22 protein-coding genes are annotated in these 26,863 nt (G+C 42.8%); 13 read left to right on the top strand and 9 right to left on the bottom strand.

Features of this window, described 5'->3' with window-relative positions; genetic code table 11:
- Nucleotides 1-24 precede the first annotated feature (24 nt).
- From MAS10914_RS0120330 to MAS10914_RS0120335, 3 genes are all read left to right on the top strand, one after another.
- Nucleotides 25-1,122 carry a Gfo/Idh/MocA family protein gene (locus MAS10914_RS0120330; protein WP_017317786.1) on the top strand — a complete coding sequence of 366 codons (1,098 nt, stop codon included), beginning with the start codon at nt 25-27 and terminating at the stop codon, nt 1,120-1,122.
- Between the two features lie 51 nt (nt 1,123-1,173).
- A complete protein-coding gene (locus MAS10914_RS34455; RefSeq protein WP_156818203.1) occupies nt 1,174-1,542 on the top strand; it encodes a hypothetical protein in 369 nt (122 codons plus the stop codon).
- A gap of 397 nt (nt 1,543-1,939) precedes the next feature.
- On the top strand, nt 1,940-2,530 hold the full coding sequence (locus MAS10914_RS0120335) for a thermonuclease family protein (RefSeq protein ID WP_017317787.1): 591 nt from the start codon (nt 1,940-1,942) through the stop codon (nt 2,528-2,530).
- A gap of 342 nt (nt 2,531-2,872) precedes the next feature.
- Here the strand turns inward: MAS10914_RS0120335 and MAS10914_RS34460 are convergent, their stop codons facing one another.
- On the bottom strand, nt 2,873-4,018 hold the full coding sequence (locus MAS10914_RS34460; RefSeq protein WP_017315955.1) for a transposase: 1,146 nt from the start codon (nt 4,016-4,018) through the stop codon (nt 2,873-2,875).
- 207 nt (nt 4,019-4,225) lie between these two features.
- Entirely contained in the window at nt 4,226-4,582 is a 357-nt protein-coding gene (locus tag MAS10914_RS0120345) for a hypothetical protein (RefSeq protein WP_017315956.1), read from the bottom strand.
- Between the two features lie 286 nt (nt 4,583-4,868).
- Between MAS10914_RS0120345 and MAS10914_RS32235 the strand changes: the two genes are divergently transcribed.
- From MAS10914_RS32235 to MAS10914_RS0120360, 3 genes are all read left to right on the top strand, one after another.
- Nucleotides 4,869-6,941 carry a leucine-rich repeat domain-containing protein gene (locus tag MAS10914_RS32235; protein WP_017317788.1) on the top strand — a complete coding sequence of 691 codons (2,073 nt, stop codon included), beginning with the start codon at nt 4,869-4,871 and terminating at the stop codon, nt 6,939-6,941.
- Nucleotides 6,942-7,034: 93 nt separating this feature from the next.
- The gene (locus MAS10914_RS0120355) at nt 7,035-7,286 is read left to right on the top strand and encodes a hypothetical protein (protein WP_017317789.1); all 252 of its coding nucleotides are present in this window, start codon (nt 7,035-7,037) and stop codon (nt 7,284-7,286) included.
- 272 nt (nt 7,287-7,558) lie between these two features.
- Entirely contained in the window at nt 7,559-8,563 is a 1,005-nt protein-coding gene (locus tag MAS10914_RS0120360) for a caspase family protein (protein ID WP_017317790.1), read from the top strand.
- Between the two features lie 179 nt (nt 8,564-8,742).
- Here the strand turns inward: MAS10914_RS0120360 and MAS10914_RS0120370 are convergent, their stop codons facing one another.
- Entirely contained in the window at nt 8,743-8,949 is a 207-nt protein-coding gene (locus MAS10914_RS0120370) for a hypothetical protein (protein ID WP_017317792.1), read from the bottom strand.
- Nucleotides 8,950-9,473: 524 nt separating this feature from the next.
- On the opposite strand from MAS10914_RS0120370, the gene MAS10914_RS0120380 reads away from it, so the two are divergent.
- Entirely contained in the window at nt 9,474-10,280 is an 807-nt protein-coding gene (locus tag MAS10914_RS0120380; protein WP_017317794.1) for an MOSC domain-containing protein, read from the top strand.
- A gap of 247 nt (nt 10,281-10,527) precedes the next feature.
- Nucleotides 10,528-11,211, top strand: coding sequence for a hypothetical protein (locus MAS10914_RS0120385; RefSeq protein ID WP_017317795.1), 684 nt, complete (start codon nt 10,528-10,530; stop codon nt 11,209-11,211).
- Nucleotides 11,212-11,643: 432 nt separating this feature from the next.
- Here the strand turns inward: MAS10914_RS0120385 and murD are convergent, their stop codons facing one another.
- Nucleotides 11,644-13,080, bottom strand: coding sequence for a UDP-N-acetylmuramoyl-L-alanine--D-glutamate ligase (murD, locus tag MAS10914_RS0120390; RefSeq protein ID WP_017317796.1), 1,437 nt, complete (start codon nt 13,078-13,080; stop codon nt 11,644-11,646).
- Between the two features lie 79 nt (nt 13,081-13,159).
- Nucleotides 13,160-15,310 carry a glycine--tRNA ligase subunit beta gene (glyS, locus tag MAS10914_RS0120395; protein ID WP_017317797.1) on the bottom strand — a complete coding sequence of 717 codons (2,151 nt, stop codon included), beginning with the start codon at nt 15,308-15,310 and terminating at the stop codon, nt 13,160-13,162.
- 266 nt (nt 15,311-15,576) lie between these two features.
- Between glyS and MAS10914_RS30670 the strand changes: the two genes are divergently transcribed.
- A complete protein-coding gene (locus tag MAS10914_RS30670) occupies nt 15,577-17,223 on the top strand; it encodes a hypothetical protein (protein WP_017317798.1) in 1,647 nt (548 codons plus the stop codon).
- 153 nt (nt 17,224-17,376) lie between these two features.
- Here MAS10914_RS30670 and MAS10914_RS0120405 read toward each other — a convergent pair whose 3' ends face one another.
- The gene (locus tag MAS10914_RS0120405) at nt 17,377-18,204 is read right to left on the bottom strand and encodes a hypothetical protein (protein WP_017317799.1); all 828 of its coding nucleotides are present in this window, start codon (nt 18,202-18,204) and stop codon (nt 17,377-17,379) included.
- Nucleotides 18,205-19,418: 1,214 nt separating this feature from the next.
- Here MAS10914_RS0120405 and MAS10914_RS0120410 point away from each other — a divergent pair.
- From MAS10914_RS0120410 to MAS10914_RS0120415, 3 genes are all read left to right on the top strand, one after another.
- Nucleotides 19,419-20,708 (top strand): ABC transporter substrate-binding protein, encoded by a 1,290-nt coding sequence (locus MAS10914_RS0120410; RefSeq protein WP_017317800.1) that lies wholly within the window; start codon nt 19,419-19,421, stop codon nt 20,706-20,708.
- Nucleotides 20,709-20,719: 11 nt separating this feature from the next.
- Nucleotides 20,720-20,851, top strand: a complete 132-nt coding sequence (locus MAS10914_RS36675) for a Mo-dependent nitrogenase C-terminal domain-containing protein (RefSeq protein ID WP_198014994.1) — start codon at nt 20,720-20,722, stop codon at nt 20,849-20,851.
- Nucleotides 20,852-21,074: 223 nt separating this feature from the next.
- On the top strand, nt 21,075-22,568 hold the full coding sequence (locus MAS10914_RS0120415) for a serine/threonine-protein kinase (protein WP_232224203.1): 1,494 nt from the start codon (nt 21,075-21,077) through the stop codon (nt 22,566-22,568).
- 15 nt (nt 22,569-22,583) lie between these two features.
- Here the strand turns inward: MAS10914_RS0120415 and MAS10914_RS32240 are convergent, their stop codons facing one another.
- The 3 genes from MAS10914_RS32240 to MAS10914_RS30690 all read right to left on the bottom strand — a co-directional run bounded on the left by MAS10914_RS32240 (nt 22,584) and on the right by MAS10914_RS30690 (nt 25,582).
- Entirely contained in the window at nt 22,584-23,735 is a 1,152-nt protein-coding gene (locus MAS10914_RS32240) for a DUF4168 domain-containing protein (RefSeq protein ID WP_084786386.1), read from the bottom strand.
- A 161-nt stretch (nt 23,736-23,896) separates the two neighbouring features.
- Nucleotides 23,897-24,847 carry a S1 family peptidase gene (locus MAS10914_RS32245; protein WP_017317803.1) on the bottom strand — a complete coding sequence of 317 codons (951 nt, stop codon included), beginning with the start codon at nt 24,845-24,847 and terminating at the stop codon, nt 23,897-23,899.
- 51 nt (nt 24,848-24,898) lie between these two features.
- Nucleotides 24,899-25,582: a COP23 domain-containing protein gene (locus MAS10914_RS30690; RefSeq protein WP_017317804.1), complete on the bottom strand. Its 684-nt coding sequence runs from the start codon at nt 25,580-25,582 to the stop codon at nt 24,899-24,901.
- A 364-nt stretch (nt 25,583-25,946) separates the two neighbouring features.
- Here MAS10914_RS30690 and MAS10914_RS0120435 point away from each other — a divergent pair, with 364 nt between their 5' ends.
- Entirely contained in the window at nt 25,947-26,852 is a 906-nt protein-coding gene (locus MAS10914_RS0120435) for a carbohydrate ABC transporter permease (RefSeq protein ID WP_017317805.1), read from the top strand.
- The last annotated feature ends 11 nt before the right edge of the window (nt 26,853-26,863 follow it).

A 26,863-nucleotide genomic window follows, 5' to 3' on the forward strand; every position in this document is an offset into this window, starting at 1 on the left:
AAATTATGGGGAATTAATCAAGCAGTGATTGGCGTTGCAGTTGTTGGCACAGGATTTGGTCAGAAAGTTCACATTCCCGGATTTCAAGCTCATCCTCACACAGAAGTCGTTGCTGTATATAACCGAGATTTAGATAAAGCCAAAGCCATCGCCCAATCCTACAATATTCCCCACGCCTGCAACACACTTGCAGATATAGTCAGGCTACAAGAAGTCCAAGCAGTTAGCATTTCCACACCGCCATTTTTGCATTATGAAATGGCAAAAGCAGTGCTAAAAGCAGGGAAACACGTATTACTAGAAAAACCTACAACAATAAATGCAGCCGAAGCTAAAGAACTCTATCAGTTAGCGCAAAAAGCAGGCGTCATAGCGGCTGTAGACTTTGAATTTCGCTTTGTACCAGGATGGCAATTATTTTCTGAACTGCTGTCACAAGGTTATGTGGGTTCAAAGCGTTTGATCAGAATTGATTGGTTAGGTTCTTCTCGTGCTGATGCTGCACGCCCTTGGAACTGGTATTCTCTTAAAGACCAGGGAGGGGGTGCATTGGGGTCTTTGGGTTCTCATACTTTTGATTACATTCACTGGCTCTTTGGTCCTGTACGCAAATTAAGCGCCCATTTCAGTACCGCCATTCCCCAGCGACGAGATCCCAGCAGCGGAGAATTAAAGCCAGTGGAAACAGATGACACCTGTATGCTTATGTTAGAGTTGGCAGATGGGACACCTTGCCAAGTTTCCATCAGTGCTGTGGTTCATGCATCGCGTACTCATTGGGTAGAAGTTTATGGCGATCGCGGTACTTTAGTCTTAGGAAGCGAAAATCAAAAAGATTACATCCATGGTTTCCGCGTTTGGGCTTCTCAACCAGGTAAACCGCTTACTGAAATAGAAATTCCCAATCGGTTTTTATTTCCAAAAAATTACTCTGATGGCCGAATTTCTGCATTTATTAGAGTCGTAGACCAATGGGTGCAAGGAATTGAACGCAAGCAAGAGATACTTCCATCGTTGCGAGAAGGGGTTTACTCACAGTTATTAATGGATTTATCCCATGAATCTAATGCTACATCAAGTTGGGTAGATGTACCAAGCCTGGAAGAGTTTCTGGCTCACTAGTAGGGTGCGTTAAAGCTGCATAATGCACCCTACCTCTATTTACAATTCATCATGACGGAATTCTATTACAGCGCTTCTCATCTGAATGAAGTACTAATTTATCTGTGTCCATCTGGAGGACACTGCGTTGCGGAGAGCAGCGCCGTGCGGGGGTTCCCCCCGTTGAGGCGACTGCGGAGGGTTCCCCCCGTTGTAGCAAGTGTCCGTTGTGCATCTGTGGTTCATTATTTCTTTGTGTACCTCACCCAATTGCAAACCACTGTATTCATGAGAAATTATCATGATGAATTAGGAGAGTGTATACCCCATCACAAATTTCCATTTTATATCTTTTGGATGGCGTGCGATCGCTTGTTTCCAGAGCAAAATATAAACGTCACAGGAAACCTGTTTTGGCAAACACCGTCAACCCCGACCTAGTCGGGGTTTTTGTCGTTGACAGGACTTAATTATTAACGCTGTTTGTAAAAGTTCGCTATGGAGTGTAGTGAAGAATCCAGCTTTTACTATATATCCTAATAATTATATCATACATCCTTTCAAATCAAAACAATGTATATATAATGACATATTAACGTTTTACGTCTTTCGGATGGTGTGAAATTGCTTTACTCAAATCAAAATACAATACAACACTGGAATAAGCTGCATAGATGAAAGCACCGCATACCCCGATGACTTCGGGGTTTTTTCTGGGCGATAACTCTCAACCACCCCAACTCTTTGAAAGTTGTCAGCATCGTTAACAGTCCTTGCGGGAAGTCCCCCAGTTCCGTTTCACTGCTGTGGGGGATGAAGTGAACAGTTTGCTATTATCATGGCACAGAAAACATTGTGCTTTGGTATTGTGAAACAAATAAAACAGGCGCTGCTTGTGCTTTGTACAGCTATCCTCATTTTTAGTTTACTAGGCTGTGACCGAATTTTCGGTCCCTCTGGTGATTTAGTGGAACGAGTCAGTGATGGCGATACTCTCGCGGTGAAAGACGCTAAGGGAGACAATTTCAATGTGCGGTTTGCATGTGTGGATGCACCGGAAATCGCGCACTCCAAAAAGGAAAAACAAAGTAAAAGTTCTCTTGCTCGCGATCAATTTGATTGGGGTGCGAAGGCGCAAGAACGAGTACAGCAACTAGTCAAACAAGGAGGCGATCGCGTGAAATTGAATATTGTTGACAGCGATCGCTACGGGCGCAAAGTGGCTGAAGTGCGTTTGTCTGATGGGACTTTTATCCAAGAAGTATTAGTCAGAGAGGGGTTAGCGCTTGTTTACCGTTCTTATTTAAACAAGTGTCCCAGTAAAGATGTTATTCAACTAGCCGAAACTGAGGCAAAAGAAAGTCGGCGAGGAGTTTGGAGTGATTCTAAATTTGTGAAGCCTTGGGAATACAGAAGTTTGTACAAGTAAGTAAATAGAACTTACGCACTGTACAAAAAGACCGGACCCGTGCATAACCTGCGCGCTCCTGAGGAAGCATTGTCTGTATCTGCAGAACAATTGCACTGCGGCTGCAAAATGTTTCAGCTATCTACAATCGACGTTCCATCTTCCGCCTGTGCATAAGTTGATTTCACTTACACCTACTTAAGAATGGGGAGCATCCCAAATGTGCAAAATGCCCATGCGCTAAGGCGCACGCTACGCGAACAGACTGGAAGTCTGGGGCTATACAAACAAAGCCTGCCTCCGCAGGCTGTAATTAGTCCGCGCAGGCGGACTTTGCCTGTGTAGCCGCGAATTCGTATCGGCTCAATAATTTGGGGTAGGCAGTGATTCAAGCTGCCACGACCAGCCCAATGGAATGAGAGAAGATTTCTCGCGAATAACTTGGGCAAGAGAGGGGATTGCTCGAATTTGAGAAATACGGTCACGCATATACTCAAAAAAGCTGATTTCTAACTTGCGAGTAGTAGCCACAAGAGACATAAAAGTATCCCAAGCTTGAGTTCCCTCAGTTGTCTGAGTTGCATAGCTAACATTACGTCGCTGCACCATAGTCCTAGCAGCTAATTCAGCAGGATTATTATGCAGGGGTAATTCCGGATGCTCTAAAACTAGAAGCAGTTCTGAAGCTTTGGCAACAGTTAATCGTTTTCGTTCATCCAACTGTTCGTAACCACTTTTTGTATCAAAAAGTTTCCAGAATTTAGACTTTAGTTCTCGTGCGACTTCTGCACTGGGAAAATCTCTGTAAGTGAGTAATTCTCGGTAATAATCCCAGAAATCATCCAAGAATTTATCAAGGGCTTGTTGATGATAAGCAACCAGTGGACTTAACTTCTTATAATGTCGTCCCTCATCTACCCAGCATAAAGCCAAATCATCAGTGAGTAACTTGAACTGAGGAGCATCATCACATACGAGAGCTTGCACCACTGGCCAATCTCTTTGCTGATGATAAAAGGCGATTGCGGCTGCTTCTAAAACACGAGTACGTTGGACAGAGCCTAATTTGGGTAGATATGTATCAAGTAGTGTATTAAAGTCTGTGCAGCTAAATACAGTTTCTTGAGGCAAGAGTTTTAGAGAATTCTTCCATTTAGTCGGTAGTTGGAAAGCCTCCAGGAGTGAGAAGGTGAGTTGGTTAAGAAGAAACTCTAGTTCTCGTCCGTTTTGTAATCCCTTCAGTACAGTTAATCTGTCTTTGTTGGGAGTTGTAAAGTAGACCGTATACAAAGGGTTACACACTACATTGGTGGTATAGTTGACTCCAGCAACACGGGCACCAGTCTGGTCAAACTGCTGCCAGGGACTGCTAGCTAGCCCAGCTTCATAGATTTCACTTTTCTCGCTTTCAAAACAAGGGTGGTTTTTGATCAACAGGTTGGACAAATGCCCTGCTGACATGGAGATGCCAATATCCTCTAAAAACTCTAACAGTTTGCCTTGGGTCATATTGCCTCCATAGTACAAACTAATCACCAAGGCTTTTATTCCCGGGCCAAATTCTCCAGAGTAACCTAGTGGTAGTTCTGCCAGATAAGTTTTTCCTTCAGACGGCGAATAGTATTTCTGTTTACGGAATAATACGTTATCGGCTGCCAGGGTGATGTCTTGAACGATTACTTCCTCGTAACCTTTGAATTGTGCATCTGCTGGCAGTCATTCTAAGGGATACTCCAGTATTTCTTCTCGGTCTATTTTTAGATGAGCATTTTTGCTGCCCTTGGAGTGGTTTTTCAGAGTCTTTCGTTCTTCTTCTGATGAGTGGTTGTTTGAGAACCCTCTCGGTTTTTTGGCTTTGATGTCTGGCTGACCCTGTTCTCCCTTGAGGCGGTTGTTTTCGTCTCTTAAGCGTTGGTTTTCTTCTCGTAACTCTTTTACTTCTGTATGTAATTGCTCTATCAGGTTCAGTAGTATCTCTACTGTTTGACGCAAGGACTCCTCTGCAATTTCCTTCGGGTTGATGGTTTGCACTAAAGTCTCTACTAACTTTTCACTCGATTGCTTTTGCGTCATCTGTCATATTCTACGACGCTATGTGTTCCTCGCTCGTTTTTTTATTTTTCTCGACTACCCCTGTTTATTGAGCCGATACCTGGCATCGACCGTGCGTTGCATTTAGTTCGTGCGAGTAGAGCAGCAGTAAAGATAATTTATAAAAAATGGCTCTTCTGGAATCATGGTGATAAGTGACGCTAATGAGAGAAGCAAGCCAGTTTATCAAGTAGTGGCTTCTGCATTCAATTTGAATATCTAGTTTTCTGAAAGTTTCAGTACATTCTATTTCCACAGGTGTAGCGAGATGACTGAAGAACAGTTGCTGCAAACAATTGACAGGGCAAACACAGAACAAGCAAGCAAACTCAACCTCAACAAAAACCAACTGAGCAGCCTGCCGGAGGTAATCGGTCAACTCCACAACCTGCGATCGCTCGACCTCAGCAACAACCAACTGAGCAGCCTGCCGGAGGTAATCGGTCAACTCCAAGACCTGCGATCGCTCGACCTCAGTTTTAACCAACTGAGGAGCCTGCCGCCGCAAATCGATAAACTTAAGAAGCTGGAATCGCTCAACCTCAGCGGCAACCCACAACTGACGAGGCTGCCGGAGAAAATCGGTAAACTCAAGAACCTGCGATCACTCAACCTCAGCAAGAACCAACTGAGCCGCCTGCCGGAGGTAATCGGTCAACTCGAGAAGCTGCAATCGCTCGACCTCAGCGCCATCGGACTGATGAGCCTGCCGCCGCAAATCGTTCAACTCAAGAAGCTGCGATCGCTCAACCTCAGCACCAACCTACTGAGCGAACTGCCGCCAGAAATCCGTCAACTCCAGAAGCTGCGATCACTCAACCTCAGCAACAACCAACTGAGCAGCCTGCCGGAGGTAATCGGTCAACTCCAAGACCTGCGATCGCCGCTCTACGTCAGTTTTAACCTACTGAGCAGCCTGCCGCCCCAAATTGATGGACTCAAGAACCTGGAATCGCTCAACCTCAGTCTTAACCAACTAAACAGCCTGCCGCCCCAAATCGGTCAACTCAAGAACCTGCAATTGCTCGACCTCAGCGACAACCCACTGAGCAGCCTGCCGCCCCAAATCGGTCAACTCGATAAGCTGGAATCGCTCGACCTCAGCGACAACAAACTGAGCAGTCTGCTGCGGGAAATCGGTGAACTTCAGAACCTGCAATTGCTCGACCTCAGCGACAACCAACTGAGCAGTCTGCCGGAGCAAATCGGTGAACTCAAGAAGTTGCGATCGCTCAACCTTAGCGGCAACCAACTGAGTAACCTGCCGCTGAAAAACAGTCAACTCGAGAACCTGCGATCGCTCGACCTCACTAATGCTAAGTTGAGTGGGGCTGACCTCACTGGTTTTAACCTCAGTAAAGCCCACCTCTGTGGGGCAGATCTCAGCGAAGCCATCCTCAATATGGCGATCTTAAAAATTCCTAAAGAAAATATTGATGATAAAACAAATTTCGGTTCAAAGTGGAAAAAGGTTTGGGAAATTCTTAACGAGGAGGGAGCAGTTGGTCAAAACTTGAGTGGTTGGGATCTCACAGAAGCCTATTTAACAGGAGCAAACTTCAGCAAAGCCGACCTCAGTAGGGCAGATCTCAGGGGGTCCAACTTAACAGAAGCAAACTTCAGCGAAGCCAACCTCAGTGGGGCAGATCTCCGTAAGTCCGACTTAACAGGAGCTTTGTTTGTCAAAACAACAATTGAGGATACCAACTTGGAGTATTGCAGAATCTATGGTATTTCAGTTTGGAATCTGAAAGGAGAACCGAAAAACCAAAAAAGTCTAATTGTCACCTCTGTAGATATCAAAAATCAAATTACAGTAGACGATATTGAAGTTGCACAATTTATCTATCTATTACTTGAAAATAAAAAAATCAGAAATATAATCCACGCAGCGACTACAAAAGTTGTTCTTATTCTGGGTAGATTTTTACCAGAACGCAAAGAGATACTGGATGCCCTTAAGGACGAACTCAGAGAAAAACATGGCTACATTCCTGTAATATTCGACTTTGTTAAATCTGATAACAGAGGTTTCAATGAGACAGTTAATGCTATTGCTCATCTGGCTCGTTTTGTCATTGCTGACTTAACAAGTCCTAGGATAGTTCCCCAAGAAATACAAATACTAATTCCATCTATTCCCTCACTTCCGGTTCAACTAATCTTACAAAAAGGTGAGCGTTCTCTCAGTACCAATTCAGACTTGGTAAATTACGGGAACTTATTAAAACAGTACAAATATTTAAACAAGACAGAACTATTATCCTCAATAAAATCTAAAATCATCGATCCTGCGAACAAATTAGCCGATAAGTTGATAAGGAAAAGAGTTAAAGAATAAAATAAGGATAAGAAAGACGATGAAAAATTACAACTAGTAGAAAAACAAAAAACTATTAAAGAGACAGCAAAAAAAATTATAGATACGGTTATAGTGACAAGAGAATACAAACCTGATTCAACCGAAGCCGAGCTAGAAGAAAAAGTAATTCAGTTAGTTAATAGTGTGCTATCAACAGAGAAAAAAGAATTTGTGAAAGCTTTGCAAGCACTAGATGTAGTATCAGAGAAAGAACTTCGTCAAGTCTTTAGTAAAACTGTCGCTCCAAAAATAGGTAAACCAGATAAACGTAACATCCATTTATGCGTGAAAATTGTCAAAGGATGGATAAATGAAAAGCAGTAAGCTCTAATGATTAATTTGATTGCCCCATCTGTAGCTCTATAGTGTTATGGAGCTTCTATCTATAACAAACAATTCTTGGCTGAACGTAAGCTCACAGTAGAACACAATGAAAATAATCCATTAAAACAGTGAACAGTGAACAGTGACCAGGCGTATGGTGGGGGATTTAAACCCGCCACCAACGCTTTCCACCAATTGGTGTGGTGTTTCCCCCTGCGGATGAAACTGATAACTGATAACTAATAACTGATAACTGATAACTGTTAAAAACTATGCCCAGACGTGCTCTTGTAGTTGGAATTAATAGCTACGATTCCTTTGGCAAACTAAATGGATGTGTAGCTGATGCTGAAGCAATGGGCAAATTGCTTCAGCGCAATCAAGATGGTAGTCCCAATTATGAATGTCGGATTTTGCTTGACAGTATGGAGAACGGTAAACCAATTACACGGGTTAAACTACGAGAAGTCTGTCAAAAACTATTTTCCAGCGATTTTAGAGGAGACATTCTGTTCTACTTTTCTGGGCATGGCTATCTGTCTTCGTTCTTGGGTGGGTATCTCTGCTCCTCCGATGCCACTAAAGATGACTGGGGCGTTCCGATGGAAGAAATCGTCAATATGGCATCCCACTCTCAAGCTAGTGATATTCTCATCATCTTGGATTGCTGCCACAGTGGCGACATTGCAAACCCTGCTCTCTTAAAATCGGGGAATAACTCAAACCCACTTGCGGTTCTGCGAGAAGATATGACCGTTCTTGCCGCCTCCCGCGATACTCAAGTCTCAATCGAATCGGGTGGACGGGGTTTATTTACCAGTGCCATCTGTGACGCCCTAGAGGGAGGTGCAGCTGACCACATGGGATGGGTGACTGCTGCATCGGTTTACTCCTATGTCGAACGCAGATTTGGCTCCTGGGATCAACGTCCCATTTACAAATCCTACGCCACAAAAGTAACAGTGCTCCGCCAATGTGCCCCTCTGATCGAGCGCATTAAACTATACAAGCTCCTGGAATTATTTCCAGAACAAACTTACCAGTATCCGCTCGATCCGGAACACGAACCGGAAGATGAAAATGGGAATTTGCATGAACCTGTGAATCACGAGAAAGTTGCGATCGCAAAATTATTCAAAGAATATCGAGATAGCGGACTCCTCAAAGCTTCAATACCGGGAGAGCAGCTTTACTGGACTGCTCGCAGAAGCCATACCGTAGAACTGACAGCACGAGGACGAGAATACTGGTGGCTGATAAAGAACCACAAGATCTAACCCCGCTTGCCATCGGAGCCGACTAGGTTTATGCTTTCATTTGCTAAATCGAACCGAGAATGCCAGTCTATTGCCACACCTAGCTTCTGATGAAGCATCCTAATACTGACAATACCATAAATCATCCAATTATCAATTCATTCTTTGATAAGGATGCAACAATATGTTATGTGTAAGCATTACTGTTTCTGCTCAATAATCCTTAATACTTTATCTGCCCAATTCCTGTCACTGTCTTTTTCTGCTTCAGATAGCTTAGAGTACGGAGTATCGATTTGCTGACGCCATCGTTCGATGTTTTCAGGGGTTAAATTGTCGAGCAGGTAGCGTGTCCAATGTGCCCACTGCTGGTGTTCTAGTTCAGCAAGTTGTTCTCTAAGATCCATAAATCGAGTAATCAGAACTGAGTTTAGAATCGTAAGACTTACTTTTAAAGAAAGTAGTTGCTCTATTTAATGATTCCTCAAAGACTGAGAAGAGAGTAGATGAACAACCCAAAATATTGAATCGCAAAAATAGTCGGAATGAATTTCTCAACAAACCTTAAGCGTGTATGTTTTTTCTTTTTTCCTTGTCCCCTCTTTTTTCTTGGTGGCTCTTCAAGATTTGCCATCCTCAAGTGTAACAGGGAAAAGGTAATTCTTGCTTCATTTTATTAATAACCTGGTAAGTAGGTGGACAAAAATATTTACAGTCATTTATGAATCATCTGTGGCAGCCGCCGCAGAGTAGTCCGGCACTAGACGACATCAACTCTTGCTTTCCCCCTATCTAGAAGGGCACTAGACGCATCCTAGTTAAGAATTGCTACCACTAAGTTTTCTTCATTTTGTGCCTCCTGGATCGGAGTTGCACACTCGGCGTAGTATGTTCGTAGGGCATATTTTGAATTTTGAATTTTGAATTATTTATGTCACCCTACCTTGCAGCGATTTCTATTTACCCGATAAAATCTCTCGACAGAGTTGATGTAAATCAAGCAAAAATTCTTGAAAGCGGCGCACTTCAGCATGACCGAGAATTTGCCATATTTGATGAGCAAGGTCATTTTGTCAATGGAAAGCGCAATGCCAAGGTTCACTTGCTGCGTTCAAGGTTTGATGCTGAATTCAAAACACTCTCGCTACACATTCAAGGGACTGACCAAAAAGCTATTTTTCACGTTGATAATGAGCAAATCCTGCTGGAAGCCTGGTTAAGCGATTACTTTGGCTTTGCAGTTAAATTTGTGCAAAACACGATAACTGGCTTTCCAGACGATACTAATGCTAAAGGACCCACTGTGATAAGCACAGGCACAATTGAAGAAGTCGCTTCCTGGTATCCTGAAATCAGTGTCGATGAAATGCGACTCCGCCTACGAGCAAATATAGAGATTGGTGGAGTCCCACCGTTTTGGGAAGACCAATTATTTACTGAAGCTGGGGGTTTTGTTCAATTTCAAGTGGGAGAAGTCTTGTTTGAAGGGATAAATCCTTGTCAGCGTTGCGTTGTTCCCGCAAGAGATTCTCAGACAGGGAAACTAACAACCAATTTTCAGAAGATATTTGTGAGTAGGCGTAAGGAGTCTCTACCACCTTGGACAACGCCAACCCGCTTTAATCATTTCTTCAGGTTAAGCGTGAATACAAATATACCTGCATCAGAAGCAGGAAAAGTTTTAAATAAAGGTGATGAGCTCAGAATTCTTGGTATCAGCGAAAGCGACCAAAGCTAGAGCTTTGAAGAAAGGTATATTTAAAAACCTCATTTTTCACAGATATTTCTGAATTTAATAATAAGTTTGGTTAAAGAAACATAAACCTCTTTCCGAAGATAAAAGTATATCGGTATGATGACTGACGCAGTACACTCGTAACTTAGACAACTAGTATGCAAGTCATTCACCAAATGTACTCATGGCATGACAAAATCGAGAGATTAACAAACTTGTATATGCACAAACACGATGTAGAGGTTACGCTGTGAGTACATTCCTATCTAGTGTAGCTGTCTTACTCTCGACTTTGGCTTTATTATGTAGTGGCTATACGGCTTACCAAGTTTTTACTCTGCAACAAACGCTGAATGTTGCTAATCCTGGTAGCAGTAGCGTCACCACTTCTACCCAAAAGGCTTCCAGTGTAGAAGAAACCAGTACTGCTCCTCCTAACATCTCGCCTAATCCACTGGAAACGTCTTCATCTGCGGATAAAACGGCACAATCCACAACCGACACTGAAACCACTTCTTCAAAGCCACAATCAGCCGCGGCTAGTACTGCTATTAAACCTGGTCAATTTGTACAGCCTGCTTTTGGTAAAAAGGTACAAGTGGAGTTACTTTCGGTAAAGCGGATTAAAGATCCAGAAACTGCCAATCGTGATGTGGTGAATGTGCAGATGCGTATCCGTCGTCTTGCTTCGGATGGAGTTGGTGGCAGTGACATTATATCGGTTGGTAGTACAACAGCCCGTAATCCTGATACGAGCGAAACCTATAAAACTGTTAACTTGCAGCGCTCAACGGGTAGTGTTGGTCTATCTTCTTTGCGTCCCAATGCCTCAGCTGATGCCTATGTTTGGTTAAGGATTCCCGAGGGTGTTAACAGTTTAGACGTGTTTGTGCCAGATACAGCAGCGTTTAATAATGTGCCAATTTCTAATTAGTCCTGAGTTTTGAGTGATGAGTGCTGAGTAGTCACAGGAACTGACTCAGGACTTTTTACAACTTACTCCCGTACTTAGGGCAGAAGTGATGACCTCATCGAATAGCAGTATTCTCTTCTGGAGGCAAACTGTCTGTACCCAGCGCGTTGGAAGGCGCAGATCATCGGTGCATTATTAACATCAGCATCACTACGGATGCGTACAGCACCGTTGGACTTCACACTCAGGGTTCCCTGCTGTAGCAAATCGTTGATGCGTTTAAAGCCTGGTAAACTACCCTATTTTCAGAAGGGTCTACGTGCTATGTCTCTTATCCAGTCTCCTTTGTAGCTTCTTTGTCACCCCGTCAGGTAGTCTATTTAAATGCAGACGGCTGTAACAAGAGTAAGTCCATTTTTATTCAGACGTAAAGACGCGCTATTTGAAGCGTCTCTATACAAGATCCAAACACAACTGCCGAAAATGGTCGCCCCGTTGTTCAAAATTGGCGTATTGGTCGAAACTGGCACAAGCAGGAGAGAGGAGCACCACAGGCGCTTGATACTGTTTTGCCAATTCCGCTGACCTGGGAACAGCCTTCTCCATTGTTTCTACAATTTCGTAACTGTGATAGCCTACTTCTTGCAGGCGTTTAGCAAATGCAGGTGCAGCACTACCAATCAGTAATACAGAAGCGGCTTTGTCTTTAATTTTTGTCATCCAGCCATTATCATCACCGGCTTTGGCTTCGCCACCAGCAATTAAAATGACTGGACTTTTAACGGATACTAACCCAACTTCAGCTGCATCGTAGTTCGTCGCTTTGCTGTCGTTGATAAAATCAATGCCTTCCCAGGTACAAATGTGTTCTAAACGATGGGAAACACCAGGGAATTCACTGATGGCGCGGGAAATTGCATCTTGATCAATTCCCGCTAAACGTGCGGCTGCAACAGATACCAGCAGATTTTGCAGGTTGTGTTCTCCTACCATCCGCAAAGCAGAAACTTCTACAATGCATTCATCTTGTAGAGACGCGCCACCTCTCGTCTCTACAACCCAACCATCTTCAATGTAATAGCCTTTATCACCTATCAAACCATCTTTACCTTTAACGCTTGTCCAATAGGCATCAGACCAATCTCTTACACCCACTTTCCTTAAATATGGGTCGTCACCGTTGAAAACTTGCAACTGAGACTGACGCAGCAGGTGCGCTTTAATGTTGTAGTAGTTCTCTATAGTTTTATGGCGACTGAGGTGATCTGGTGTGAAAGTTGTCCACACGCCGATGTGAGGCGCAACAGAGGAAGATGATTCTATTTGATAGCTGCTCATTTCTGCAATGACCCAGTCTATTTGGGTATGGCCAGATGAGGGAGATGAGACAGATGAAGCGAATGAGGACGTATTTTCCTCCCCTTGTCCCTTATCCAAAGAAAGCGCAACTTCGCAAGCAGCGTAGCCAATGTTACCGCAGGCGGGAGCGTGAAATCCTGCTTGTTGAAAAATCGCGGCAATTAAGGATGTGGTAGTGGTTTTACCATTTGTGCCAGTAATGGCTACCCAGGGTACTGATTGCAAATGTCGCCAAGCGAGTTCCATTTCCCCAATGGTTTCAATGCCCAATTCTCGTGCCTTATTTAATACACCTATATCCCAAGGTACGCCGGGACTAACAACTATCAGTTGGGGTAAATCTGAATCATGGAGTTGCAGGGAATACCCCAATTTAACGGTTATTTGTTCTGCGGCAAGTTCTTGTTGTTGCTTCAGGAAGTTTTCGGAGGTGTTGCGATCGCCGATCTCCACCTCCCAACCTTCCTGTTTCAACAATCTCGCCGCAGCAATACCGGACTTTCCTAATCCAATGACGTGGGCTTTGGGCATAGACTGTGGCAGAGGTCCCTGGTTAAGCACTCATATCGTAGCGTTTATTTGCTAAAATCACACAACTTTTTCACAAATGCTACAAATTTTTGACTATTGTACCAAAATCCGCTAACACACGGGTATGATTGCGAACTAATCCGAGCAAATTTAACCTATTACGTTTGATTTCTGGATTAGGGTCCATGACTAAAACACTTTCTGGACCGTCAAAAAAGTTGCTGACGGTGGGGGTAATTTGCAAGAGTGCTGTTACTAACTGCCGATAGTTTCTTGATTGTTGTGCAGCTTGAGTTTGTGGGACTAAATCCACCATGGCATTGTAAAAAGCTTCCTCTGAAGGTTTTTGAAAGAGGGAAGTGCGAACTACAGATGTTGGATCAAGTTGTTTTGTATCCAAATCTCCTTGAGCTGCTAAACGGGTGGAACGGTTGACGGTTTCGTAGATGTTATCTAAAGTACCATCATTGCGGATTTGTTGGAGGAAGGTTGCGCGATCGCGCACATCTAATAAATCCTGTAACGCCCTTTGTGCATATTCTGGGTCATTTTCTCCCAAAACTGCATTTACCAAATCATAGTCAATCTGTTTTTCTTCTTGCAGCAAAGTCCGGATGCGTTGCAGGAAAAATTCTTGTAAAGCAGCAACTAACTGATTCCTTTCTTTGTGACGTTTATTAGCGAAATCTGTAGCGATTTTTTCCAGCAACTGTTGCAAATTGATTGGCAAATTAGCTGTCCATGTAATGTTTACGATCGCATTTGCAGCCCGTCGCAAGGCAAAGGGATCAGAAGAACCTGTGGGTATTAACCCCAATCCAAAGATGCTAACTAATGTGTCTAGTCTATCTGCTAAACCGACAACTTGACCTGGCAAACTTTTGGGAAAAATGTCATCTGCCCCGCGAGGTAGATAATGTTCAAAAATTGCCGTTGCAACTGCTTCATCTTCTCCACTGAATAATGCATATTTTTGTCCCATAACTCCCTGTAATTCAGGAAATTCATAGACCATTTGGCTGACTAAATCAGCTTTACAGAGCAAAGCTGCTCTTTGAATATTTTCCTGTTCCTTGTCGCTTAATTGCAGTTGTTCTGTGATAAGCTTGGCAATATTGCAAATGCGGTCTACTTTGGCACGGACTGAACCCAAATCCTCTTGGAAAGTAACTGTTTCCAACTGAGGTAAAAAGCTTTCCAAAGGTTTTTCTAAATCAGCGTCGTAGAAAAATCGGCCATCGGCTAAACGTGCGCGGATAACTCTTTCATTGCCCACAGCAATAATGTCTGATTTAGCCGTGTCACCGTTAGAAATTGTGACAAAATTTGGGAGTAATTCCTTGGTATTTGTAGCTCTAAACACAGGAAAATAACGCTGGTGACTCACCATAACAGTGGTAATCACCTCAGTAGGCAAGTTCAAAAATTCTTGTTCAAATTTGCCGACAACTGCTGAGGGAAATTCTACGAGATTTGTGACTTCCTCTAATAAATCTGGGTAAATCTCTGCATAGCCATCCAGTTTTTGTACAGATTCTTTGACTTGCTGTGTGATGGTATTTTTCCGTTCTTCGGTATCAACTACGACATATGCAGAGCGAAGTGTAGTGACATAATCAGTAGCGTGGGCAATGGTCACGGGTTCTGGATGCAAGACGCGATGACCGTGGGAGATGCCATCGCTCTTTAGCGTCTGCGAACCATTTTCTAATTTTATGGGCAGCACCGCCTCATCTAACAAAGCAACCAACCAACGAATGGGTCGGGAAAATTTCTGATCCCCATCACCCCAACGCATCAATCGTTTCCCTTCTAAACTCCAAATCCATTGGGGTACAAGTTCTGTCAAAATTTCCGCTATAGGACGACCGGGGGTTACTTTCTGTACAAAGACAAAATTCCCTTTATCAGTGGCGCGAACTTCCAAGGCGTCGAGTTCCACACCTTGCTTTTTGGCAAAGCCTTGCGCTGCTGGCGTCGGTTTCCCATCTTTGAAAGCTGCTTGGGCGGGGGGACCTTTAACTTCCTCTTCACGGTCGCTTTGTTGGGATGGTAGACCTTTGATGAGTACAGCTAGACGGCGGGGAGTCCCGTAAACTTCCACAGCATCTGCTTTGAGGCTGTTTTCTTCCAGAGTTTCGGGAATACGGGATTTCCACTGCGCGATGGCGTCACGGAGAAAGCTTGCAGGTAGTTCTTCTGTACCAACTTCTAATAAAAACGCAGGCATAGGACTATTTTTTCAAGGAAAGCGTGGCTTAACTATATTAGTCAATTCAATCAGTTTACCTTGCCTGTCATGCCTGCGTTACATTGAGTTTGCTAGGTTCTTTTCTATTTCTGTTGCGGTAATGTAGTCATGGTTAAACCTAAAATTCTTCAGGAAAATTGAGACTAGACCTGATAAACTATGAACCTTATAAGATAATCTCTGAACTTGGTTATAAACTGAAAGCGACAAGACTACTGCAAAAATTGTCAAGGCAAAAGTAGACGATGGAAATGGCAACACAAAAGGTTCCTCGCTGGTTTGTTCGCAGAGACATAGATGGTTTATTTGGGCTTTTTCTCGACAACTTGATTCAAATTTTGTTGATTGTCAATTTGTGTCAAGGGGTGCTTGGTTTTCCTGGCTTCCTGGTATATGGACGCATTTTGCCAGGAATTGCTTTCAGTTTAATTGTTGGTAACTTCTATTATGGTTGGTTAGCTTACCAAAAAGGTCAACGGGAGCAACGAGATGATATCACTGCTTTGCCCTATGGCATCAATACCGTGAGCCTTTTTGCTTATATATTTCTAGTTATGTTACCTGTGCGGTTAGCGGCGATCGCTCAAGGTGCATCTTCAGAACAGGCTGCTGAACTAGCATGGCAAGCCGGTTTGGTGGCTTGCTTGGGTTCAGGTTTGATTGAATTAGCAGGAGCATGGATTGGTAATCCTCTGCGCCGTCTTGCTCCTCGTGCGGCGATGCTTTCAACTTTGGGTGGTATTGCCATCACCTTCATTGCCATTGGCTTTTTGTTTCGGACTTTTGCCAATCCTGTAGTGGGTTTAGTTCCCTTAGGCGTTATTCTGATTACCTACTTTGGACAAGTTCGATTTGTCATCCCTGGTGGGTTATTGGCAGTTCTTTTGGGAATCGGTTTAGCGTGGGGTACAGGTTTGGTCAGTTGGGATAACACCAAGTTCGTCACTGCACTACAACCAGTAGGAGTTTACTTGCCAGGGTTATGGCTAGGGAAATTGTGGAACAGTCGCGCAGTCTTATTAGACTATTTCAGTATCATCTTACCAATGGGGCTTTTTAACCTTGTCGGTAGTCTTCAAAATTTAGAGAGTGCTGAAGCGGCTGGAGATGCTTATCCTGCTACTCCAAGTCTTGCAGCTAATGGCATTGGTACGCTTGTTGCCGCTGTTTGTGGTTCCTGTTTTCCAACCACCATTTATATTGGACATCCTGGTTGGAAAGCTTTGGGGGCAAGAGTTGGTTACTCCATTCTCAATGGTATTTTTATGGGCTTGCTGTGCCTAACAGGAACCGTTGCGTTACTTGCCTATTTTGTCCCCATTGAAGCCGGAATGGCAATTGTGTTGTGGATTGGCATTGTGATTGTGGCTCAAAGCTTCACAGCAACTCCTCCTCACCATGCCCCTGCTGTTGTTGTAGGTTTGTTACCAGGTATTGCAGGCTGGGGTGCATTAATTGCCAAAAATGCTCTACGGGCAGCAGGTTTAGGGACTCTAGAAAAACCCTTAACACCAGCCTTGATTGAGCAGTTTAAGCTGAGTGATACGTATATTGATGGTGCTTTTGCTTTGGAGCAGGGGTTTATTTTTTCAGCGATGATTTTGGCTGGTATCACAGTTTATATTATTGAGCGAGACTTCCGCAAAGCCGCCTATTGGTCTATTGCAGCTGCTTTACTTTCTTGGGTTGGCTTGATGCATAGCTACCACTGGACTGTAGCAGATACTGTTGTCAATTTGGGTTTTGGAACTGGAACACCTTGGGCTGTTGGCTACATTTTGCTAGCCATTCTCTTTTTCTACACTGAATGGCAAACACGCCATCAAAAAATAAATCAACAGGTTGTTTCATCTCCATCACAAGAAACTTTTGAGAGAAATTTAGATAAATGAGGTTATGACTAACAACTGATAACTGTTAACCATATAAAATCACTCAGGTATTACCCTGAGTACGGTTACATAACTTGAGGTCTTCTTCGGATTTTTTAGATGAAATGATAACTAATTCAGTCAGCACCGTCTTCAACAAGTGGGAACGCTTAATCACCAAAATCGCTTCAGTGTTTTCCCATTAATATTCTTGTAGGAGGAACTGACTAACTGTTCAGCGCTATCGCTCATTAAATAATCTGCCAGGGCAGAGAGTTGAGTTATCCTTTTTGAGGTGGCAGTCACTGTGTTAGTAAAAGGGAAAGGAATCACTCCTCCTTGTTCGATACTAAGTGTAATAGTTAGGGAATCTAGTACTGATGACAAACCTAGCTCAGAATTAGAAAGTAGCCCAAAGGCGAGATTACCGTTGATCACTTCAAACAAGTCAGAATTGCGGTAATCTGCAAGAGAATATTTGATAAAGTCAATGATTGGTTGTAGTGGCTTAAATCCACTCAAGTCCAATCCATCTATGTAATCCAGGCTGACAAAAACATCGGCAACACTGTCACTCGCCGGAATCAAGATATCTTCTAACTTAAACACGACAAGTCCATTGCTATTACCAGCAGGGGTACAAGTGATTGTGTTCGCAAACGGGAAAGGAATCACGTTTGTCGGTGCAACATCAAGTGTCACGGTTAACGAGTCCAGTACTGATGACAACCCTAAATCTGAATTAGAAAGTAGCCCAGAAGCGAGATTAGCATTGATGACCTCAAAGAAGTCGAAATGCGGGTAATCTGTTAGACAATCTTGGATGAAGTCGGTAATGGGTTGCAGTAGCTGGAACACACTAGGGTCAGGTCTATCGAAAAAATCCAAGGCAACGGTGATATTGGCAACACTACCACGCACTGCAATCAGAATGTCTCCTAATTCCAATGAAATAAGGGTCGAATTCCTTGTGAAACTATTAAGAATGAATTTGCTTGACATAATTTAAATCTCATGGTTTCGTCAGATATTCCTGGATGTTTATCAAAATCCATCACCACTAAAGATGAACTTTTCACCCAGTTGTTGGTTCTAGCCCAATAGATTCTTGAACCAATATGCCAAGAACCTGCATTCCATAAGTCATAGGGTGAAATTGATGGTGTTTTTTACTTATGACACCATTAGCGAGTGACAAAGCTCTTCCTCTAGCCAGGGAATTTCTAGGCTTTGGATACTCGATACTGTTAAATGTTTGTCATTGCATATTGCTTGAATGTGGATACCATCAGTTATCCACACTCAATCCTCTATCCACTCCCAATCCTCCTGATGAGGTCATTAACTGAGAACACATACAACAATCAGGAACCGATATCGCTTAATTCACCAGGAGAACAGCACTTTTTGGCTGCCCTGATACTATTATATTTTGTGGATAGTTTGAGAGAAGACACTGAAAGAATACAGTTGTTCAATTAATCTCGCAAGAGCTTTTTTAGTAGCTTTAAGTCTACAGAATGAAGCTACATAAGTAGAGTTATTTTGTGGTATAATGTTCTATTTTTTCAGGAATAAATGACAGATGTTCAGGAATAAATGACAGATAAAAACCCTAAAGCCTGTTTCAAGAAAACTTCCTCTGACATGACTATCACCTTGGGACAAAGTTTGCGGCATCCCGTGGAAAATGCGTGCCGTTCAATTTCAATAGGCTTTGTTACAACTGATAGCATGACGACTTGAGTTTATTCAACCTCTTAAAGTAAAAGAGCCTTTTTTAAATTTTTCATATCTTAAGGAAGATGTCAATTTACTTGAAGAGAGTTTACTTAGTCCCAGGTAATTTGTGAGTAGGTACTAGATGATAGGAGCGATTTTTATTAAGTCATAATAGCTAGTGCTAGGAGTCAGAAGTCATTCGTCAGGAATCAGGAGAGAAAAAGACTTACATAACCGGGTTTTCACCTATATCTAACTGTCTAGTTATTTCTACCGTCCTGCACTAGTTACTCGCCTCTATGTAAAAAAATGTAAATGCGTTTTAGCATAGTCTGAAAGTAGATATTTTTGAAAAGTGCTTAATCGTATTTGAATTTATCATAAAATTACGATATAAACTACTTTTTATATAAAATATGTTATAAGTAATATTCCAGTGTTTTCATAAAAAAATATAAAGTAATTATTAGAAGATATTGTTATTTCACTAAAAAATGTTGGAAAAGATATTACAAAAACTTAAATCTCGCTTAGGGATGTTTTTGGCTGTTTTACTGAGCATCATCTTATTTTCTATATCGCAAGCCTTATCGCAGCAACCAGTAGTCCTGAATATGTTGATTACTGCTCTTGATGCCCCACCTTGGAAGCAAGGCATAATCAAAGACTTTGAAACAAAAAATCCGGGCATTCGCATCAATCTTATTGAAGGTCCAAATGCTGCAAATTTGCTCGAAGACCTCTATACTTCAGCATTTATCTTGGGTGATTCTCCTTATGACTTGGTGAATATGGATGTCATTTGGACACCCAAGTTTGCTGCTGCTGGGTGGTTGTTAGATCTGGGCGATCGCTTGACAAAAGAAGAGTTAGCAGCATTCTCGCCCAAAGACGTAGAAGGGGGACGTTACGAAGGCAAATTATATCGAATTCCCATGCGGAGCGATGTTGGAGTCTTTTACTACCGGGAAGACTTGCTCAAGCAAGCAGGTTATCAACCGCCAGACACCTTTGGAGATTTGCTCAAAATTTCTAAGTCATTAAAAGAACAAGGCAAAATTAATTGGGGTTATGTTTGGCAAGGTCGCCAGTATGAGGGACTTGCTGCTATGTTTGTGGAAGTTTTGGAAGGTTTTGGGGGATTTTGGGTCAATCCCGCTACCTTAGAAGTTGGACTAGATAAACCCGAGACATTAAAGGCGATCGCGTTTCTCAAAGACACAATACAGGAGGGTATCTCTCCTGGTGGAGTGACAACGTACCAGGAAGAAGAAACCAGGCGCTTTTTCCAAAGCGGTGAAGCAGCATTTCTACGCAGTTGGCCCTATGTTTGGCCTCTAGCCAATAGTGAAGATTCACCCATCAAAGGTAAAATTGGGATTAAACCAATGCTTTCCACCCCTGGTAACAGTGGAGGAGCTTGTTTGGGAGGTTGGGGTTTGGGAATTGCCAAATCTTCCAAACATCCGAAAGAAGCCTGGAAAGCAATTCAGTACTTCACGAGTGAACAAGCACAACGCCAATTTATTTTGGACGCGGGTTTTGTGCCAAGCCGACGCTCATTATTTACAGACCCAAAAATTGTCAGCAAATACCCTCACTATCCTAAGCTACTGGAAATAGTTGATAGAGCAGTTTTACGTCCACCTATCGCTCAATATGCTCAAACATCAGATATTTTGCAACGTTACCTCAGTGCTGCCTTGACAAATCGTATGACACCTGAAACAGCGATGCAAGCTGCTGCTAGTGAAACCAGACGACTGTTAGCAGGTGGAAAATAGGGTGTGGGGGAGTGCTGAGTACCGAGATCCATAATTCCAAGACGGCTCGACAGATTGCTAATCTGATTCCGCAAGTGTGTCCCTTTACACGCAAGACTAAACTCTTCAATCACACCCCCAGCCAACTGAGCAACGTCATCTAGTAGGGGCAGTGGTATGATAGCTCGTTGAGTTGGTAGCGTGGACTATGTCTGTCAACTTGTGAATCTACCCAGCTTTAAGCTTTGTGCGCTAGCTTTAAGCAACTCATTCCCCAACTTTGTATTGCAGATTACAACCTGTAAAAAGCTTCCTTCTAAGCGTTTGTTTACACAGACATAAACTCAGCCTAACATTATATAACTTGTATAAGTCCTGTATTTTGTCATGATTAACAACTCCAACAAAGTGCAACTTTCAGGATATACGGTGAGTGTAATGATGAGTCAAACGATAGGAGGACGTTACCGAATTATCCAACAGATAGGAAAAGGGGGATTTGCTGTCACTTTTATAGCTGAAGATACACAACGACCGGGAAATCCTCAATGTGTTATCAAGCAATTTAAACCGATAGCTACCGATGAGAAGACCTTGCAGGCTGGAAAAACTCTGTTTGTGCAGGAAGCCCAGACTTTAGAACAATTAGGAAACCATGACCAAATTCCGCGACTATTAGCTCACTTTGAGGAAAATCAAGAATTTTATTTAGTTCAGGAATTTATTGAAGGTCACGACCTCAATGAAGAAATGCTTCCAGGAAAACCACTGAGTGAAGCTTTTGTGGTTCAACTTTTACAAGATATTTTAGAGGTTTTAGCTTTTGTCCACCAGCAAGGGGTGATTCACTGCGATATAAAACCCTCCAATATCCGACGGCGTCTGTCAGATGGCAAAATTGTGTTGATTGACTTTGGTGCAGTCAATCAAATCTCTACTCAGGTAGTTAATTCTCAGGGAGAAACGACTTTTACTCTGGCAATTGGCACTCGTGGTTATATGCCCAGCGAACAAGCAAATGGTAATCCAAAATTTAGTAGCGATATTTACGCACTTGGTATCATTTGTATCCAAGCTTTGACAGGAATACATCCCGATTCTCAAGAAGGTGGGGAACTGACAACATACCCCGCCGATACAACATACCCCACGACAGGAGAGATTATTTGGCGCGATCGCGCACAGGTCAGTCCTCAATTAGCAAATATACTAGACAAGATGGTGTGCTATGACTTCCGTGAGCGCTACTACTCAGCAAATGAGGCGTTGCAAGCCATCAAGGAGCTATCATCGACATCGCCACTTAAGAAAGCTTTAATTGGAGTGGGAATAGCCACATCAGTGGCCCTTTTGATCGCATTTTTTTACCAGTTCTATAAATTGAGAGAACCAAAACACAATATAAATTTCTTAAGTTATGAAAATTCTCAATATGATATAAAAATTAAATATGCGGAAGGTTGGATAAAACAAGAACAAGGTGATTTCTTTGGAGAGGTTGCTGAATTCTTTCCCACCGATAAAAATTTGTCACATTCCTGTCCACTGGAGATGGCTATACGTATTAACGACTTACCAAAAAAATTACTGTCTCTAGAGGAATATAAAAACTTAGCTGTAAAAAAAATTAAGAATAATAACCCAAGCACTCATATCACTGATGAGTCATCTCCAACAACTACGTTGTCAAACTTTAGAGCTTATAAGTTAATTTATACTCGCCAAGATGGTAAATGTCATTTACGAGTTATGGAGACTGGGACTGTAAGACACAATAAAGCTTACTACATCACTTATACAGCAGAATCATCACAATATTCTAACTTTCTACCAATAGCAGAAAAGATGATTAATTCATTCCAAATTCTGAAGAATGATTAGAAAAGAGATTGCATATTAAAAATTGTTAAGAAACCGTAATTCTACGTGCTGACTCCCAGGACTCATTTGCAATTTTGGTGAAGCATTATCAACCTGACGCTTTAAGTTATCTTCTTCTAGCTCCGCAGTAATTTGATTAAACCTATCAAAAGTCAGACCATTATCTTCAAGTATTTTTTGGGAGCGCTTGCAGTAATTTACCGCTATATCTCTAGCCTCTTGGGGAAGATAATTTAAGCTATCTTGATCGTTACAATCAATTTTTGGAACTTCCTCACCACCAACAATTTTTCTGATTTCTTCAAATGCTTCTTGACGCTCTGGTTTCATTGCTGACAAAGCTCTGAGATAATTTTCGAGTTCATGAGTACTAACTTGTGATGTCGATTGAATGTCAACTTTTGAAGGAACAACAGAGGAGGGTTTTTGCTCAAGAGAATTGCTACCTTGCAAGCTAGAAGCTGTATTGTTTGTAGCGACAAGCGAACCAACAAATGCTGAGGAAACTTGCAAGTAGGTGTTGATAGGAATGCCGAAAAAATCTATCCCTCCAGTTCTAATATCGGTTATTGCTTGTCCGTTGATTCCCACTAAACGTCCCTGCTCATCTAGCACCGGACCGCCACTCATACCTGGTTTGGTGGTATTTGTGTATATCAAACTGTAACCATTTTTAGCCTTATTTGTAGACAAGCGCCCAGAAATGCGTCCATCGACAAAACGGTAGCTACTTTCTATGCTGACTGCATCTGCGACAGCCCACCCAGCAACATAAACCGTTGTACCTTCAATGAGCTGTTCGGCATTGCCTAGCTCAGGTTTACGATAGCTTTGTGTGCTCTCGAATTGTACAATTGCCAAATCTACCTCTGACAAGGGTTTGACAAGTTTAGGATTAACCTGATAACGCTGACCATCAGGGGTTTGAATGGTATAATCTCCTTTGAGTTGGACCACATGCCAGTTAGTGAGGACAGTGTAAGTATTTCCTTGGCGGTTAATAATCACCCCAGAACCGGGATTAGACCCATCTATACGAACTGTTATCGCCTTAGCAATGTTGTTAACCTCTACTGCGGTTAAACCCACCACGACTGGAGACTGTACTATCACAATTGCCGCTGCACCAAGCACTACTACTGGAATTTCATAAGCAAACCTCATCATCTTTCCTCTAATTAGCTTTACTTATTAGTAAGTATTTCAGCTTTTTGTTTTGTAACCTCTGACAGTGTCAGCAATTGCAAAGTTGGATCGAGAATACACGAACTTTGCCTTAATTCAAAATTCATCTATCGTAAACGCAGATCCGGTACTAATGTCACAAATTATGGAGCCAATTCTACGACTGTTTTGATAGGCACTGCCAAGCTGGAGCGAGTAATAAGATCCTGTAAGGGTTTGCAAGGCTCTGAGCCATCATGATACAAGTCAGGAGTATCCCACAGTGGGTCTTTATGCAATCCATTGATGCCCACCATCTCACCCTGATGGTTCAGCAAAGGTGCCCCACTCATACCCTTACGGATATCATTGGTGTACCCGATTTGGTAGCCTCCTTCTAAAGCCTTGTCTAGCACCAAAGAAACTTGACCAGTGGTAAAAAGAAATTCTTTTGTGACACCACTGTTTGCTGCTGGAGGGGGGGTGAGAAGCTTTTCGCCTGCGGAGGGAACTTCGGTTGAGGAGTCACTGCGTTGTGCAGAAAAGCCTGAGTGGGGGCTTTCGCCGCTCAGATCTTGGGAGGGTTCCAACTGGCTTGGTACTGGCGCGGCAGCCGCATTTGAGGTAAATCCACCAATAAACACCTTATCCCCTACTGTCAACGTCGCTGAATCGCCCACCGTTGCAACTGTATAAATTGCATTTGTGCTACGAAACTCCAACAAAGCCAAATCATTATCCTGAAAAACTGCGTTGGAAAGCGTAGCTGGGTAAATGCGTCCATCTGGAGTTTGAATTTGATAGGGAGGATTAGCAGCTCTGATGACATGAGCATTAGTGATCACGCTGTAAACTTGCCCTTCCCTTTTGATCAAAGTTCCCGATCCTAGTAACTCGTTTGAGAGAACTTTGACCGTAATTGCCTCAGCTAGTTGTTGCACCTGTTGTGCCGAAAGTTGGTTTGTCGGCTGTGAAACTTTAGCAAGGTTGGGATCTAAGTAGTTGCAAGAAACAGAAACTGTTACCTGTCGTAGCAGTGAAATTGCAATTCCACTAAGACAGGTAACTAGCAACAGGTTAGAACTGAGACGTAGTCGTTGCCACCTCCAAGTCATCTAGCCTGACTCCGAACTGAGTGAGAATAAAAAACGAAGCTAAAGTGATACTCAACTACGAGTGTTGGTTGTAGCAGATTCACTACCTCCCTCGCTGTCACCTTGATCTACAACTTGATTGACATCCAGATAAAGATCTCCATTAGGAGTGTTGGTTGCAGCAGATTCACTACCTTCCTCAGTGTCAACTTGATCTACAAGTTGCTTGACATCCACATAGAGATCACCATCAGAGTATGATTCGTAATGACTGCCACTGAGTTCAACAGGTTTTACATCGGCACCACGGCGAAAATCAAGAATTTGTCTGAGAACACGCCCGGTATCTGTTCCAGGCTTGAGGGTAACAAGCACGTTGTCAGGTAAACAAGAACCACCCTTGCGATCGGCGATACACAGCACTGGATAACCTTGAGAATCATTTCTACTTGTGATGTACAGCGTGCCGTTGTCATAATAGCGCTGGAATCTTGCAGAAACCATCTCACAGCGTTTCTGCGGTGTGAACCCTGAATTACTGAAATCTTTAACGACCCAACGAATGAATGGTTCATTGCCTCGTGAAGTACGAACCATCGTTACGGGAGCACCGTTGCTCTGACCGCAGAAGAACTTATTGTCATTAGCGTAGCTTTTCTGATTGATCGTTGCAATTGCGGCAATTGCACCAAGTGAGGCTATGACAAAGGATTTGGTAACTCTTGTCAACACTTGATTAAGTAATCCGAGTCTCATAAGTTACGCTGGAACTCATTGAAAAGGGTACATCTTTCCCTTGTAAGGATACACTAAGAATAAAGATACACCAAGCCAACAACTCAAGTTGCAGAATTTGGGATGAAATTCTGAAAGTATCTCATGAAATACCGTCAATAGAGTTTGGTTAAATCCTGTATTTTGTTGTAATTATTAACCACTCCTGCACAATGCTGCTCGCGGATTTTCTTGTGGGATAGGCGTCGCACCCATTCTTAACTATAAGCGAACTGTCCGGTTCGCCCCACAACAACTTTATTGAATGCAAAGGCAAACCTCTATAACTAATATACAGACGTGCCATAACGCGTCTGTACAATTAATAATTAATAACCTATGACCAATGAGTAACATACAAACAATACGAAGTCGAGAACAACGAACGGCGTGGATTTTCTTACTACCCGCCTTACTGTTGCTGTTGTTTGTCTTCGGCTATCCAATAGTTCGTGCTTTTTGGTTAAGTTTCTTTACTCAAAATTTGGGAACGAAGCTGCAACCCGTCTTTTCTGGATGGGAAAACTACGCGCGGATAGCAGGAGATGGTCGTTTCTGGCAAAGTTTCTGGACAACAACAGTATTCACCATAATCACCGTGGTGGTAGAACTACTGCTAGGACTCGGTATTGCTCTGGTTTTGAATCAGCGGTTTTTTGGACGGGGTGTTGTGCGTACAATCGCTATTTTACCTTGGGCTTTGCCCACTGCTCTTATTGGTCTTGCCTGGGCGTGGATTTTTAATGACCAGTTTGGGGTTGTTAATGACCTTCTGTTGCGGCTGAATTTGATGAAAACTGGAATTAACTGGTTGGGAGAACCAACACTGGCGATGATAGCCGTGATAGTTGCAGATGTCTGGAAAACAACTCCATTTATTAGTATCTTGCTATTAGCTGGTTTGCAGTCGATTTCGCCAGATTTGTACGAAGCTCACGCGATTGATGGCGCGACACCTTGGCAAAGCTTCTATCAAATGACTCTACCCCTTTTGATGCCACAAATTCTCATTGCGATGCTGTTTCGCTTTGCTCAAGCTTTTGGGGTTTTCGACTTGATTGCTGTGATGACCGGAGGTGGTCCTGGTGGTGCTACAGAAGTCGTATCACTCTACATTTACTCTACCGTCATGCGCTACTTAGACTTTGGGTATGGGGCTGCACTGGTCGTTTGTACTTTCATGTTGTTGATTGCGGCGGTAGCTATTGCTAGTTTTTTACTCAACAAATCTCGAATGAATACATCTTACTAACTGTAAAATTT

Source organism: Mastigocladopsis repens PCC 10914 (assembly GCF_000315565.1).
In the GTDB taxonomy this organism is placed as follows: domain Bacteria; phylum Cyanobacteriota; class Cyanobacteriia; order Cyanobacteriales; family Nostocaceae; genus Mastigocladopsis; species Mastigocladopsis repens.